The sequence below is a fragment of the Sulfitobacter sp. UBA4523 genome (genome assembly GCF_002388305.1).
GTDB classification, from domain to species: Bacteria; Pseudomonadota; Alphaproteobacteria; order Rhodobacterales; family Rhodobacteraceae; genus Sulfitobacter; species Sulfitobacter pontiacus.
This window is the reverse complement of sequence record NZ_DGMH01000052.1, coordinates 36,061-50,823: the sequence shown is the minus strand read 5'-3', so window position 1 is coordinate 50,823 and position 14,763 is coordinate 36,061. Positions and strand designations below refer to the sequence as shown.

At 59.8% G+C, this 14,763-nt stretch carries 15 protein-coding genes; 11 read left to right on the top strand and 4 right to left on the bottom strand.

Features of this window, described 5'->3' with window-relative positions; all coding sequences use genetic code 11:
• The 11 genes from B3849_RS13295 to B3849_RS13245 all read left to right on the top strand — a co-directional run.
• Positions 1–771: phosphotransferase family protein (locus tag B3849_RS13295; protein WP_286780273.1), on the top strand; the 771-nt coding region annotated here is incomplete at its 5' end.
• Position 772: 1 nt separating this feature from the next.
• A complete protein-coding gene (locus tag B3849_RS13290; RefSeq protein ID WP_074636808.1) occupies positions 773–1,570 on the top strand; it encodes an IclR family transcriptional regulator in 798 nt (265 codons plus the stop codon).
• Positions 1,571–2,034: 464 nt separating this feature from the next.
• Positions 2,035–3,282 (top strand): branched-chain amino acid ABC transporter substrate-binding protein, encoded by a 1,248-nt coding sequence (locus tag B3849_RS13285; RefSeq protein WP_278425716.1) that lies wholly within the window; start codon positions 2,035–2,037, stop codon positions 3,280–3,282.
• 78 nt (positions 3,283–3,360) lie between these two features.
• Complete coding sequence (locus B3849_RS13280) at positions 3,361–4,317, top strand: branched-chain amino acid ABC transporter permease (RefSeq protein ID WP_005848848.1); 957 nt, start codon at positions 3,361–3,363, stop codon at positions 4,315–4,317.
• On the top strand, positions 4,314–5,654 hold the full coding sequence (locus B3849_RS13275) for a branched-chain amino acid ABC transporter permease (protein WP_005848850.1): 1,341 nt from the start codon (positions 4,314–4,316) through the stop codon (positions 5,652–5,654). Before B3849_RS13280 ends, B3849_RS13275 begins: the two co-directional genes overlap by 4 nt.
• Positions 5,651–6,412: an ABC transporter ATP-binding protein gene (locus tag B3849_RS13270; protein ID WP_009824297.1), complete on the top strand. Its 762-nt coding sequence runs from the start codon at positions 5,651–5,653 to the stop codon at positions 6,410–6,412. Before B3849_RS13275 ends, B3849_RS13270 begins: the two co-directional genes overlap by 4 nt.
• Positions 6,412–7,116, top strand: coding sequence for an ABC transporter ATP-binding protein (locus B3849_RS13265; RefSeq protein ID WP_005848854.1), 705 nt, complete (start codon positions 6,412–6,414; stop codon positions 7,114–7,116). Before B3849_RS13270 ends, B3849_RS13265 begins: the two co-directional genes overlap by 1 nt.
• 101 nt (positions 7,117–7,217) lie before the next feature.
• Positions 7,218–8,420: a serine hydrolase domain-containing protein gene (locus B3849_RS13260; protein ID WP_278425715.1), complete on the top strand. Its 1,203-nt coding sequence runs from the start codon at positions 7,218–7,220 to the stop codon at positions 8,418–8,420.
• Positions 8,417–10,375 carry an acetoacetate--CoA ligase gene (locus B3849_RS13255; RefSeq protein WP_278425714.1) on the top strand — a complete coding sequence of 653 codons (1,959 nt, stop codon included), beginning with the start codon at positions 8,417–8,419 and terminating at the stop codon, positions 10,373–10,375. The genes B3849_RS13260 and B3849_RS13255 overlap by 4 nt, the downstream gene beginning before the upstream one ends.
• Positions 10,376–10,381: 6 nt before the next feature.
• A complete protein-coding gene (locus tag B3849_RS13250; protein WP_005848859.1) occupies positions 10,382–11,260 on the top strand; it encodes an acyl-CoA thioesterase in 879 nt (292 codons plus the stop codon).
• Complete coding sequence (locus tag B3849_RS13245; protein WP_278425713.1) at positions 11,257–12,312, top strand: amidohydrolase family protein; 1,056 nt, start codon at positions 11,257–11,259, stop codon at positions 12,310–12,312. The genes B3849_RS13250 and B3849_RS13245 overlap by 4 nt, the downstream gene beginning before the upstream one ends.
• Before the next feature lie 21 nt (positions 12,313–12,333).
• Here B3849_RS13245 and B3849_RS13240 read toward each other — a convergent pair whose 3' ends face one another.
• The 4 genes from B3849_RS13240 to B3849_RS13225 form a co-directional block, all read right to left on the bottom strand.
• The gene (locus B3849_RS13240; RefSeq protein ID WP_005848865.1) at positions 12,334–12,705 is read right to left on the bottom strand and encodes a VOC family protein; all 372 of its coding nucleotides are present in this window, start codon (positions 12,703–12,705) and stop codon (positions 12,334–12,336) included.
• Positions 12,702–13,493 (bottom strand): SDR family oxidoreductase, encoded by a 792-nt coding sequence (locus tag B3849_RS13235; protein WP_064216665.1) that lies wholly within the window; start codon positions 13,491–13,493, stop codon positions 12,702–12,704. The genes B3849_RS13240 and B3849_RS13235 overlap by 4 nt, the downstream gene beginning before the upstream one ends.
• Positions 13,494–13,502: 9 nt before the next feature.
• Positions 13,503–14,270 carry an SDR family NAD(P)-dependent oxidoreductase gene (locus tag B3849_RS13230; protein WP_005848869.1) on the bottom strand — a complete coding sequence of 256 codons (768 nt, stop codon included), beginning with the start codon at positions 14,268–14,270 and terminating at the stop codon, positions 13,503–13,505.
• Positions 14,267–14,763, bottom strand: a 497-nt coding sequence (locus tag B3849_RS13225) for an acyl-CoA dehydrogenase family protein (protein ID WP_286780272.1), incomplete at its 5' end; no start/stop codon positions are given. The genes B3849_RS13225 and B3849_RS13230, both read right to left, overlap by 4 nt.

The window sequence follows — 14,763 nt, the reverse complement described above, 5'->3', positions numbered from 1 at the left end:
ATGCACCTGCTGTGCGAAGACGACGACGTGATCGGGTCGGCGTTCTACATCATGGATCATATCGACGGGCGCAACTTCATGGACCCGCGCATGCCCGACATGGACAAAACAGGCCGCGCCGGCGTGATTGACGAGATGAACCGCGTGCTTGCCGCCCTGCACGAGGTGGACATCGACGCGGTGGGTCTGTCGGATTACGGCCCTCCCGGTAACTATTATGAACGTCAGGTCGCCCGCTGGACCAAGCAATACCGCGCGTCCGAAACCGAAGACCTGCCCGCGATGAACCAGCTGATCGAAAAGCTGACCGCCAGCATCCCCGCGGATGACGGGCAGCGCACGTTGGTGCATGGGGACTACCGCATCGACAATATGATGTTCGAGAAAGACGGCACCAAATGTCTGGCCATTCTGGACTGGGAACTGTCGACCATTGGCCACCCATACGCTGACCTTGCGGCCGTTATCATGCAATGGCAGATGCCGGCGGGCACCGAAGGGCGCGGCTTTGGCGGTGTGGACCGCGCAGCGCTTGGCGTGCCGAGTGATGCGGAATTCATCGCCAAATACTGCGAACGCCGCGGGCTGGACGGGATCGACAACTTTGGCTTCTACCTCGCCTTTTGCTTCTTCCGCATGGCCGGGATCATTCAGGGCGTGTTGAAACGCGCGCTGGACGGCAATGCCTCCAACCCCGAGCGGGCGATGAAGGTCGGGGCCTATGTCCCTGTGTTTGCGGAAAACGGGCTTAAAGCGCTGGAAGGCAAGTAAGATGGCCTCCAACGAGTTCGCGACAGATCCGGCAGAGACGAAAGACAGAAACTTTGTCACGGCGCTTGCCCGCGGGCTGGATGTGTTGCGCTGCTTTCGGGAAAACGAAACAGCCCTGACCAACACGGATTTCTCCGAACGGACAGGGCTGCCCAAGGCGACGGTGTCGCGCTTGACCCATACGCTGGTGGAACTCGACTATCTTGTCGCCGACGCCCGCACCGGCACCTATCGGCTGGGCGCAGGGGTGCTGCAGCTTGGCTTTGGCGTACTGTCGAGTATGGAGATCGGCGACCGCGCGCAGGAAGAGATGCGAAAGCTGCGCGACGGGCCCAATTCCTATGTCACCATCGCGATCGGAGAGGTCCACCGGCTGGACGTTGTCTATATCGCGACCAAACGCTCGCGCGAGGATGTCGCGTTGCAAATTCGCGTCGGGTCACGGCTGCCGCTGTTTGATTCTGCCATTGGTCGCGCCATCCTGACCGGCATGTCCGACGAAAGCCGCGACCGCGCGTTCCGCTATGCTGCAGCCGAAGGGCCCGAATTCGAAACCCGCGCGCGCGACAGCTATGCCGCCGCGATGACAGAGTTTGCAGACAAGGGATTTTGTTCAAGCTATGGCGATTGGCGTCCCGATGTGAACGGCATCGCGGTGCCCGTGTTTTCGCCCAACGGGTCGCAGGTTTACGGGCTGAATGTGGGCGGTCCCGCTTTCCACGTGAAGAAGCGACAGCTTGAAACGACCTATGCACAGCTTTTGTCGGCAGCGGCGCAAGCCATCAGCATCCGGTTTTAGGGTGTGGACCCGCGGGGCGGGAGAATCAACTTGGCCGGTCGTATAGATTTCAACCACCGCGGCCAGCAGCTTCGTTCCAGTGGCTGGAATTGGCAAAACTGCGGTGCCATGACAATTGTCAGGATCGCAGCCGCCGTCGCAAATTTTTTTTGAATAGTGTTCAGCGGACATCTGTCAGGCGCCGCGTAAAAACTGATCAGCCGTCACAATCTTGTGCAATTCATTAATACATTTATTTTCAAATGCTTATTTCTGACCCTGCGTCAAAAAACGGCAGCGGGCAAAATTTCACGCAGGTGATTTCGCCCGTACAGTCACGCAATATATGGCATAACCAACGGTGCAGGCTCGCAACTTATGAATAGAGGCGCTTGACAATAAATCGCATTATGCAAGGCTCTTCCCAAGGTCTGGCAATCCAAAAAACGCATTAAAAGCGCCGGGCCGTCCTTGGGAGGATTAAAATGAAAAATATCGCTAAGTACGGCGCGGTTTCCGCGCTTTCTTTGGTCATTGGCGCGAGCGCAGCCTTTGCCGAAAACATCAAGATCGCGTTCATTGACCCGCTGTCCGGTCCATTCGCAAGCACGGGCACCAATGGCCTGCATCAGTTCGAATTCGCGGCTGATTACATGGTAAACGACAAAGGCGGTTTGCTGGACGGCCAAAAAATGGAAGTGCTGCCTTTTGATAACAAGATCAGCCCCAAAGAATCCCTTATTCAGCTTCAGGTCGCGATTGACCAAGGCGCGCGCTATATCGTTCAGGGGAACTCCTCTGGCGTTGCGAACGCATTGACCGAAGCCATCGACAAGCACAACCGCCGCAACCCCGACAGCCGTGTTCTGTTCCTGAACTATGCCGCTGTGGACCCTGCGCTGACCAACGACAAATGCAACTTCTGGCATTTCCGTTTCGACGCCAACTCTGACATCAAGATGGACGCGCTGACCGATGTGATCGTTCAGGACAAGGACATCAAAAAAGTCTATATCATCGGGCAGGACTATTCCTTTGGTAAGGCTGTGTCTGCCGCCGCCAACGAAATGCTGGGCGCGAAAGGTGACGGCATTGAGGTCGTCGGTGACGAACTGCACCCCATCGGCAAGGTGAAAGACTTTACCCCCTACGCGCGCAAGGTTGTATCCTCTGGTGCGGATGCCGTGATCACGGGGAACTGGGGCGCTGACATGCTGGGCATCGGCAAGGCGATCATCGACAACGGGTTCGAAGGGCCGATCTATACCTATTACGCTGCGGGTTCTGGCATCACGGCCGCCTTTGGTGAAAGCGGTAAAGACAAGATCCGCCTGATTTCGCAAGGCAGCATCAACCCGATTGCTACCGAAGAAGCGCGCGACACCTACAACGCCTTCCTTGAGAAGTATCCAGACGGCAACATCGACCAAAGCCGTATCTTCAACACCATCGGCATGCTGGCCCAGGCCATCACCGAAGCGGGTTCCGCCACAGATGTGGTCGCGGTGGCCAGCAAGCTGGAAGGCATGGAATACGACAGCATGTGGGGTGGTAAACTGTTCATGCGTCCGCAAGATCACCAGATCATTCAGGACATGCATGTCGGCGTCCACACAAACGACAACCTGGACTTTGACTATGACCAATCCGGGTATGGTGTCGTGACTGAATCGACCGTCGAAATGGCGTCGATGGACAGCCCGACAACCTGCGAGATGAAGCGCCCCGAATAAGGCGATTTTTCTCGGGTCCGCCTGCGCTCGCGGGCGGGCCCCTCTTGCACCTTGCCACCACACTACTGGAGGGGCCTCATGGACCTCATTCTCGTCAACCTCATCGACGGGCTGGTTACTGGATTGCTGTTGTTCATGCTCTCCGCCGGTCTGACCCTAATTTTCTCGATGATGGGTGTTTTGAACTTCGCTCACGCCAGCTTTTACATGCTTGGTGCCTATTTCGCCTACCAGATCAGTCTTGCGCTCGGCTTCTGGATGGGGCTGCTGATCGCGCCGCTCGTCGTGGGTGTGATGGGGGCAGGGGTTGAACGCTACGGCCTGCGCCGGGTTCACCAATACGGACACGTGCCCGAACTGATCTTTACCTTTGGTCTGGCGCTGTTGATCGAAGAACTGGTGCAATTCATCTGGGGCAAGAACCAACTGCCCTACGCCATTCCTGACGCGTTGAACTTTACCGCGTTTGCGATCTCGGGGAATTCGATCCCCGCCTATAAGATTTTCATGATCTTCATCTCGATCAGCATCTTTATCGGGCTGCTTTACGTACTGACCAAGACCCGCGTCGGCATGATCATTCAGGCCGCGCTCAGCTATCCGCGCACGGTCGAAGCCTTGGGCCACAATGTGCCGCTGATCTTTATGGGGGTCTTCGGGGTCGGCACGGCGCTGGCCGGTGTGGCCGGTGTGATTGCCGGACCGGTGCTTGGCACCTTCCCCGGTATGGCCTTTGTGCTGGGGTCGATCGTGTTCGTGACCATCGTGATCGGCGGCCTCGGGTCGCTCTGGGGGGCGCTGATCGCGTCGCTATTGATCGGCTGGATCACCACCTTCGCCAAATCCTACAACATCGAGATGGAGAATATCCTGACCGGCCTTGGCATCTCTAAACCCGAGAGCCTGGATGACAGCATATTCCGCGATTTCTGGAGCCTCACCAGCCCGCAGATCGCCGACATCTTGCCCTATATCCTGATGGTGCTGATCCTCATCTTCCGCCCGGCAGGTCTTTTCGGAAAGCGCAGCTCATGACAGTTTCAGATCCAAGAACCGACATTCCCAAAGGCGCCCGCCCTAAAGAGCAGATCACCACGGACCCTTCCAAACCCGCGCAGCGTATGCGGTCAGGTTCGCTGGTGCTGACATTGGCCCCCTGGGTCATTGCCTCTGTCGTGCTGGCCATCCTGCCGATGGTGTTTACCAATAATTCGGCACTGACGATCATGAACCAGATGTCGATCACGATCGTTTTCGCGCTGGCCTATAACATGCTGCTCGGGCAGGGGGGTATGCTGTCCTTTGGCCATGCGGTCTATGCCGGTGTGGGGGGCTTTGCCTGTATGCACATCATGAACATGTCCGATTTCTTCTCGACCATTCCCCTGGTGATCCTGCCGGTTTTTGGTGGTCTCTTCGGCATGGGTCTGGCGATGATCGTCGGCGCGTTTTCGACCCGTAACGCGGGCACGGTATTCGCCATGATCTCGCTGGGTGTGGGCGAATTGATCGCGGCCTGCTCCGTCATCATCGTCGCGTTCTTTGGCGGCGAGGAAGGCATCAGCGGCGACCGGACCTACGCACAGCCCTTCTTTGGCGTCGAATTCCTGCAACAGATCGAGGTCTATTACCTGACCGCTGGCTGGGTCGTGATCTCTGCCGCGCTGATGTACCTCTGGAGCCGCACACCCGTGGGTCGCATGGCAAACGCCGTGCGCGACAATCCCGAGCGGGCAGAGTTTCTGGGCTATTCCTCGCGGTGGGTCCGCTTCTACAGCTTTGTCGCCTCTGGCTTCTTTGCAGGCGTGTCCGGTGGGCTTTTCGCGATCAACTATGAAATCCTGACCGAGGAAAACCTCAACACCGCCTCGTCAGGGATCATCCTGCTGGTGACATTCCTTGGCGGCGTCGGGTTCTTCTTTGGCCCGATCATCGGGGCCATCGCCTTTACCCTGCTGCAAACCGTTCTGAGCCTGTCGACAGAGCTTTGGGCCTTTTATGCGGGCGTCCTGTTCCTATCCACGGTGATGTTCTTCCCCGGTGGTCTGGCGGGTCTGCTGATGATGCATGTGCCTGTGTTCAAGCTGGGCAAGGCATCGACGTTGATCATGCCCTATCTCAAGACGCTGCTGCCGGCGGCAATCGGTTTGATGGGGCTGGCGGCACTGGTCGAGATGACGTTCCACTATCGTCATGGGGCCACGGGTGACAATGAAATGACCGTCTTCTGGACCACATTCGACAGCCACACGCTGATGCCGTGGCTGGTGGCGGGCGCGGTCGCGCTGATCGGTTTGGGCATTGCCAAGGCCACAGCACCCGCTTTGAAAGACGCCTGGAACGAAGCAAACACAGCAGGAGGCGCGTCATGAGCACACCCGCACTTGAACTGACTGGCCTCAAGAAAAGCTTTGGCAAGGCCGAGATCATCCGCGGCATCGACCTGAGCATCGGCAAGGCGGAACGTCACGCCGTGATCGGGCCGAACGGCGCGGGCAAATCGACGCTGTTCAACCTGATCACCGCACGGTTTGCGCCTTCGGCTGGAACGGTAAAGCTGCACGGAGAGGATCTGGCCGGGCTCGAACCCTTCCAGATCAACCGCAAGGGGCTAAGCCGCTCGTTCCAGATCACCAACATCTTTCCGGCGATGAGCGTGTTTGAAAACGTGCGCTGTGCGCTCTTGTGGTCGCAGGGCTATAAATACAGCTTCTGGAATCTGGTGAACCGGTCCCGTGAGCTGACCGAGGGCGCGGACCGCATCCTTGACCAGATCAACCTGCTGGAACGGCGCAACCTGCCCGCGGGCACCCTGTCTTACGCCGAACAGCGCGCGCTTGAGATCGGGATCACCATCGCGGGCGGTGCCGATGTCATCATGCTGGACGAACCGACGGCGGGGATGAGCAACACGGAAACCGACTATATCACCGACCTGATCCTCAAGGTGACCGCGGGCAAGACGCTGATCATGGTGGAACATGACATGAGCGTGGTCTTCGGTCTCGCCGACCGGATTTCGGTGCTGGTTTACGGCGAAATCATCGCCACCGGAAAACCCGAAGAGGTGCGTGCAGACGCCCGCGTACAAGAAGCCTATCTGGGCGCCGCATTGGAGGCAGAACACTAATGATGCTCGAAGTCACGGATATGCATGCCTTCTACGGCAAGTCCCACATCCTTCAGGGGGTGAACCTGAACGTCAAAGAAGGCGAGATCGTCGCGCTTCTGGGGCGCAACGGGGTGGGGCGGTCTACCACCTGCAAGGCCATCATGGGCGAGGTCGAACCGAAAGGATCGGTCAAGTTTCAGGGGCAGGAGATCAGCGGCAAGAAAGCCTTCCAGATCGCCAATATGGGGATCGGCTATGTGCCCGAGAACCGCGATATCTTTCCCGGTCTCACCACGCGGCAGAACCTGACGCTGGGTCTGAAGCCGGGACAGAAGGATGGCGCGGGCCGTTGGTCGATGCAGTCGATGTTCGACATGTTCGAAAACCTCGACCGCCGCGCCGACGTCGAAGCCTCGGTTCTGTCGGGGGGGGAACAGCAGATGTTGACCATGTGTCGCACGCTGATGGGCGACCCCGATCTGGTCATGATCGACGAACCCACCGAAGGTCTGTCCCCGCAGATGGTGCAGAAGGTCGCCGAGGTGCTCAAAGAGATCGCCAACCGCGGGATCTCTACCCTGCTGGTGGAACAGAAACTGTCGATCGCGATGGACATCGCGGATCGGGTCTATGTCATGGGGCATGGTCAGGTGGTCTATGAGGGCACGCCGGCTGAATTGCGCCAGCGTGATGACGTGCGCAAGGAATGGCTTGAGGTCTGATGACCTAAGCCAGACCATTATCAGTAAATCATCTATTGAAATCGTCGCGTTCCGCGGCCTCATCCTCCTGAGGCGCGGTCGCGGCTCGGGAGGAAAGTTTTTTGGCGTTCGACACAAATAAGCTGGGCCGCATCGGGGACTGGATGCAGACCTATGTGGACCGCGAACGGTTTGCCGGATGTTCGGTGCTGGTGGCGCAGGGCGGGCAAGAGGTTTACTTTGATGCCAAGGGCCAGCGCGACACGGATACCGGCCAGCCGTTCACACGCGACACGATCGCCCGCATCTATTCGATGACCAAGCCTGTCACCTCGGTCGGCATCATGATGCTGGCGGAACGCGGGCTGTTCCACCTTGACGCGCCGGTCTCCGATTTCATCCCTGCTTTCGCCGATATGCGCTGCCTGATCGACGGTGCCACCGCGGCGGACCAGACCGAACCCTGCCAGACGCCGACACTGCACCAGCTGCTGACCCATACCTCGGGGCTGAGCTATACATTCAACCCCGGCATCACGGCGAAGGCGATGGACGAGGCCGACATCCTGTTCCGCGCCGATCAGGGATCGCTGGCAGAGATGACCGACCGCGTCGCCGCATTGCCGCTGGCGTTTCACCCCGGCACCCGTTGGGAATACTCCGTGGGCATCGACGTGCTTGGCCGCGTGATAGAGGTCGTTTCGGGCAAGTCGCTAGAGGCGTTTCTGGTTGATGAAATCCTTGGCCCCCTTGGCATGGACGAGACGCGGTTTTCCGTGCCCGCAGGTGGCATTGACCGCTTTGCCTCGCTTTACACACCGCTGGCGGGCAGCGCCTATGGCATGAACGCGGCCAAACCAGATACGCCCGTGCTGCGCTGCGTCGACAAGCCCGACACCTCCCCCTTCCTGAACGCCGAGATGCATTCCGGCGGCGGCGGGCTGGTGGGCACCATTGATGATTACCTCAAGTTCGCCGAGATGTTGCGCACCGGTGGGGCGGGGCTGATCTCGCCCAAGACGCTCGACTTTATGATGCGCAATCATCTGCCCGGTGACATCGCGTCGATGGGGCCTGCCAGCTTTGCCGAACAACCAATGGAAGGGATGGGCTTTGGCCTTGGCGGTGCCGTGGTGCTGCACCCCGGTCGCGTCCGCGTTCCCAGCAGCCTAGGCGATTTCAGCTGGGGCGGCATGGCCTCTACCTTCTTCTGGATTGATCCGGTGCTGGATCTGTCTGTCGTATTCTTCACGCAGCTTGCGCCGTCCAGCTCGTACCCCGCGCGCCCCCAACTCAAGGCCCTCATCCACGGAGCGATGACATGAACGATATCCTTTGGACCCCGACAAAAGAGCGCGCCGATGCCTCGACCATGGCGGAATTTGAACGGTTCCTGAAAGACCAACGCGGGCTGACGTTCGACGACTACAACGCCATGTGGGAGTGGAGCGTGACCGACCTTGAAGGGTTCTGGTCCGCGATCTGGGACTATTTCGACGTACAGGCCAGCGCGCCCTACACGACCGTCATGGCGAAGCGTCAGATGCCCGGTGCCGAATGGTGCCCCGGCGCGATGCTGAACTACACCGACCAGATCATGAAGCATGTGGACAGCCAGCCTGACGGCGATGCGCTGATCGTGCAGTCCGAAACCTTTGGCCGCAAACGTCTGTCCTGGTCCGAGCTGCGCGCACAAGTGGCAAGCGTCGCCGCGCATCTGCGGGATATGGGCGTGACCAAAGGCGACCGCGTTGTTGCCGTGCTGCCCAATACCGAAACCGCGATGATCGCCTTTCTGGCTACCGCAAGCATCGGCGCGATCTGGTCGCTTTGCGCCCCCGATATGGGGCATGTCGCCATTCTGGACCGGTTCAAGCAGATCGAACCCAAGGTGCTGATCGCGCAAGACGGCTATGTCCACGCGGGCAAAACCGTGGACCGCCGCGAGATCCTCGCAGGGCTAGAGGCGGCGCTGCCCAGTCTGGTGCAATGCGTCACGGTGCCTTTTGTCGGGGATCTGCCCAAGGGGCATATGGCGTGGGACAGCCTGCTGGACCGCAACGCACCCTATGAAAGCACGCAAGTCCCCTTCGATCATCCGCTGTGGATCGTCTATTCCTCCGGCACCACCGGCAACCCCAAGCCGATCGTGCACGGGCACGGCGGGATCATTCTGGAATCCGCAAAACAATCACTACACCATGATCTTCGGCGCGGCGGACGCTATTGCTGGCTGACATCCTCGGGCTGGATCATGTGGAACTCGCAATTCACCGCACTGGGGCAGGGCACCACGGTCGCGATGTTCGACGGGGCGCCGAATTATCCTGACATGGGCGTGATCTGGCGCTTTGTCGCGGATGAAAAGCTTGATTTCTTTGGCGCGGGCGCGGCCTTCTTTAGCGGTTGCATGAAGGCAGGGCTGACCCCACGGGACGAGGTCGACCTTTCCGCGCTGCGCTCGCTCGGCTCGACCGGATCACCGCTGAGCTCTGATGCCTATGACTGGATATACGCGCAGGTGAAGCAGGACGTCTGGCTGGCGCCTATCTCGGGCGGGACCGATCTGGCGGGGGCCTTTGTGCTGGGCCATCCCGGCATGCCCGTGCGCGCAGGTGAAATGCAGTGCCGCGCGCTTGGCAACGCGGTGCGTGCGTTCGACGAGGATGGCAATGACCTGACCGGCGTGGTGGGCGAATTGGTCTGTACCGAGCCGCTGCCGTCGATGCCGCTGTTCTTCTGGGGCGACGATGATGGCAGCCGCTTGCACGACAGCTATTTCGACACCTATTCCGGCATCTGGCGCCACGGCGACTGGATCGAGATCAACGAAAACGGCGGGTCGGTGATCTATGGCCGCTCTGACGCCACGATCAACCGCAAGGGGCTGCGCCTTGGCAGTGCGGAAATCTATCAGGCCGTCGAAGGGCTGGACGAGGTGATGGACAGCCTTGTTGTCGATCTCGAATTTCTGGGCCGCGAAAGCTTTATGCCGCTCTTCGTGGTGCCGGCCCAAGGCGTCGCCTTTGATGACGCCTTCAATGACAAGATCAACGCGGCAATCCGCAAGAACGTCTCGGCCCGGTTTATTCCGAACGAGATCATCGAGGTCGCCGAGATCCCCCGCACCCTATCTGGCAAAAAGCTTGAGGTTCCTGTGAAAAAGCTATTGCTTGGGCAGGATCCGGAAAAGGTGGTGAACAGGGATTCAATGGCCAATCCGGACAGCTTTGATTTTTATGTCGCCTACGCCAATGCGCGTGCGACCCAGAAGGACTGAACCCAGATGACCGATGTGGCCCGCCAACTCCTTGAATTGCTGGATATCGAACAGCTTGAGATCGACCTGTTCCGCGGCATCGGGTCGGGCGGGGAAACCACCACGCGCATTTTTGGCGGCCATGTTATCGCGCAGGCTTTGATGGCCGCCTATCGCACGGTGCCGGACCGGATGTGCCATTCGCTGCATGCCTATTTCATCCGTCCCGGTGACCCGTCGATCCCGGTGATCTATCAGGTCGACCGCGCCCGCGACGGGGGCAGCTTTACCACGCGGCGGGTCGTCGCGATCCAGCACGGCAAGCAGATCTTCAACCTCTCGGCGTCGTTCCACGTGCAGGAAGAGGGCTGGGATTACCAGCACAAGATGCCTGACGTAAAAGGGCCGGAACACTGGCTTGACCGTCCCGACCTGCGCGAACCCTATATCGAAAAAATCTCGCCCAAACACCGCGACGATTTCCTGCGCGAACGCCCTATTGAGATCCGCGAGGTTGATCCGCGCGATCTGTTCGAACCGGAAAAGACCTCGGACAAGAATTACCTTTGGTTCCGGATGGAAGCGGCAAAGGGGCAGTCCCCGATCATGCAGCACTGCCTGCTCGCCTATGCGTCCGATATGAACCTGCTTGGCTCGTCGCTGCGGCCCCACGGGCTGACGTGGTTCCAGGGGCAGGTCATGACCGCCAGCCTTGACCACGCCATGTGGTTTCACGCGCCGATCGATTTCTCTGACTGGCATCTGTACGAACTCGACGCCCCCTTCACCGGTGGCGCGCGCGGGTTCAATCGCGGGCTGATCTACAATCAGAACGGCCAACTTGCCGCGACAACGGCGCAAGAAGGGCTGATGCGCCCCTATAAAAAGAAAGAAGCTGCTTCATGACACAGACGGGGGGCCGCTATCCGGGTTGGCGACCGGGGATCGAACTGCGCGACGACTGGCTGGGACTGGTCCCCGAGACCGCAATCGACCCGCAGCGCGAGATTGTGGACCCCCACCACCACCTCTGGCGTCACGGCACGCCCGACGCCCCCGCCGTCTACGAGATGGACGCGCTTTGGCGCGACACCGGCGCCGGACATAACGTGGTACAGACGGTCTATATCGAATGTCGGTCCTATTGGGATCGCGACGCGCCCGCGCATCTGCAATCGGTGGGCGAGACCCGCACCGTGGCGCAGATGGCGGCGCAGGTGCCGCGCGGTCAGGCGCAGATCGCGGGCATTATCGCGCAGACCGAACTGGTGCTGCCCCCCGACCAGTTGCATGCCGCGCTCGACGCGCATGAGGCCGCAGGGAACGGGTTATTCAAAGGTATCCGCAATTCCGGCGCGCGCGATGCGGAACCGCAGCATCTGGCGATCCCCGGACGCGGGGTCGAAAACCAATACGGCGATCCTGACTTCATCCGCGGTGCCGCGATCCTGGGCGAGCGTGGGCTGACGCTGGACAGCTGGCATTACCACCATCAACACCAAGAGTTTCTGGACCTTGCCCGCGCGGTGCCGCACACCACGCTGATCCTTGACCACTTCGGCACACCCTTGGGCGTTGGCCGGTTCGAAGGCAAACGCGACGATATCTTTGCCGCGTGGAAAGACCATATGTCAGAGTTGGCGGAATGCCCCAATGTGATGGCCAAGCTGGGCGGGCTTTGCATGCCCGACAATGGGTATGGCTACATGCATCGCGACCTGCCACCGTCCTCGGACGAGATCGTAGAGACGCAGGGCAAATGGTACGCGCATATGCTGGATGTCTTCGGCCCCGAACGCTGCATGTTCGAAAGCAACTTTCCCGTGGATCGCACGGCGGTCAGCTATGTGGTGATCTGGAATGCGTTCAAGAAGATGTCAGCGCATCTGGACGACGCGGCGCAAGCGGCGCTTTTTTCTGGCACTGCGCGGCGCGTCTATGGGCTGCCGCCCGCGTGACGCGGACGGCAGATTTTTACGTTAGGCGAATTTGAAAAAGCACAGTTTGTTGCCATCAAGGTCGCGGACATAGGCCCCGTAGAACCGGTCCGGCACCCTTTGCCCCGGCGCGCCCTCGTCTGTCGCACCAAGCGAGATCGCCTTGGCGTAGATCTCGTCCACTTCCTCTTTGCTGTCGGCGGTAAAAGCGACCATCACCCCGTTGCCGGGGGTGGGGGCCTCTTTGTTGTAGGGTTCGCAGACCGAAATCATGGGCGTGCCGCCACCGGTGCCGATCATGGCGATCCGGCCGCTGTCGATCAGCACCTTGGCACCCTTGCTTTCGAACAGGTCGCAATAGAACTGCTTGGCCCGCGCCATGTCGCTGGTGCCCACGGTGGTATAGCCGATCACGATACATTCCCCTGCGGGTTTCTGCGGTCGCCATACATCCGGTGCAGCTTGCGCATGCCCCCGATCCAGCGATCGTAGTTCTCGGTTTTCTTGCGCATATATTCCAGCACTTGCGGGTGGGGTAGCACAAGGAACGTCTCGTTGCGGATGGTTTCCAGACAGGCTTCGGCCACGGGTTCCGCTTCCAGCAGACCGTCGAGTGCGGCGACAGAATCCTCGTGACCGCGGGTCATCTCGCTGCGGACAGCCTGAGGGCAGAGCACCGACACCTTGATCCCGTCATCACCATGAGACATCGCCAGCCATTCGGCCACAGCAACAGCCGCGTGTTTGGTCACGCCGTAAGGCGCGCAGCCGACCTGGTTCAGCAGACCTGCCGCCGACGCGGTGTTCAGCAGATAGCCGCCCCCGCGTTCGGTCATGCGCGGCACCAGATGACGGGCCGCCCAGACGTGGGCCATCACATTGATGTCCCAGATGCGCTGCCAGTCTTCGTTCGGCACTTCCATGCCGCCCGCAATCAATATGCCCGCGTTAGAGCAGAACAGATCAATCGGGCCGATGTCGTTTTCCACGGCATCGATCATATCCGCGATCTCTTGCTCGACACCGACATTCACACCGAAAGCCACGCCGTCGATCTCATCGGCAACCGCCTGCGCGCCCTCTTTGTTGAGGTCGACACAGACGACTTTCTTGGCCCCTTCCGCGGCAAAGCGGATGGCCATCGCCTTGCCGATGCCGCTTGCGGCACCGGTGATGACGATGATTTTATCCTTCAGTTCCATAGCAGCCCCTTACGTCCACATGTTCGACCCGCCACAAACGGTCAGCGCCTGACCGGTCATGTAGCGGCTTGCATCAGAGGCGAGGAACACGGCGAGCCCCGCGAAATCCTCTGCCTCGCCAAGACGGCGCAGCGGAATCTCGTTCTTGATGCGTTTCTCGACATCAGGATTGTCCCACAGCTCGCGCGCGAATTCGGTTTTCACCAGACCCGGACAGATCGCGTTGAACCGCAGACCCTTGGGCCCGAATTCAGCCGCAAGGTTGCGCACAAGGCCGATCAGCGCCAGCTTGGACATGCCATAGGTGCCCAGCATGACCGACGGTTTGAACGCCCCGATGGACGAGGTGAACGCCATCGACCCGGCGCCTTTCTCGATCATATCGGGGGCCACCATCTGTGCCAGCCAAAGATTGGACAGCACATTGGCGTTCATCGTCTTTTCATAGGCATCATCTGGGATCTCGGACGTGGGCCCATAGTAGGGGTTCACGCCCGCGTTGCCGATCACGATGTCGATCTTGCCTGCCAGCTTGTGGGTCTCGTCCACCAGCGCTTGCAGCTGCTCTTTATAACCAACGTTGCAGGCGACGCCGAACGCTTTGCCCTTGCCAAGCGCGTTGATCTCGGCGGCGGCGGCGTCCAGCTGGTCTTGCTTGCGGGCCGAGATGACGACTGTCGCGCCATGCTCGGCCAGACCCTTGGCCATCGCCAGCCCCATGCCCTTGGAGGCGCCGGTCAACAGCGCCACCTTTCCGGTCAGGTCAAACAGGGTCATACGCCACCTCGCGTACGGCCTGTGGCGATCTCTTCACGGGCGCGCGATGTGCGCAGGTTGGATTCCTGATAATCCTTGACCTCGGCGCGGGCGATCACGTGGTGGTGGACCTCATCAGGGCCGTCCGCATAGCGCAGCGTGCGCTGCGAGGTGTACATGCCCGACAGCGGCGACCACTGCGAAATACCTGTCGCACCATGCACCTGCATCGCCTGATCGATGATGTTGCAGACTTTTTCCGGCACCATCGCCTTGATCATGCTGACCCAGATGCGAGCCTCTTTGTTGCCCAGAACATCCATCGCCTTGGCGGCTTTCAGAACCATCAGGCGCATGGCTTCAATCTCGATCTTGGCGCGAGAGATCGTTTCCATGTTCTTGCCCAGATCGATGATTTTCTTGCCAAAGGCTTCACGGCTCAGCCCGCGTTCGATCATCAGGTCCAGCGCCTTTTCCGCCGCCCCGATGGAGCGCATGCAGTGGTGGATACGGC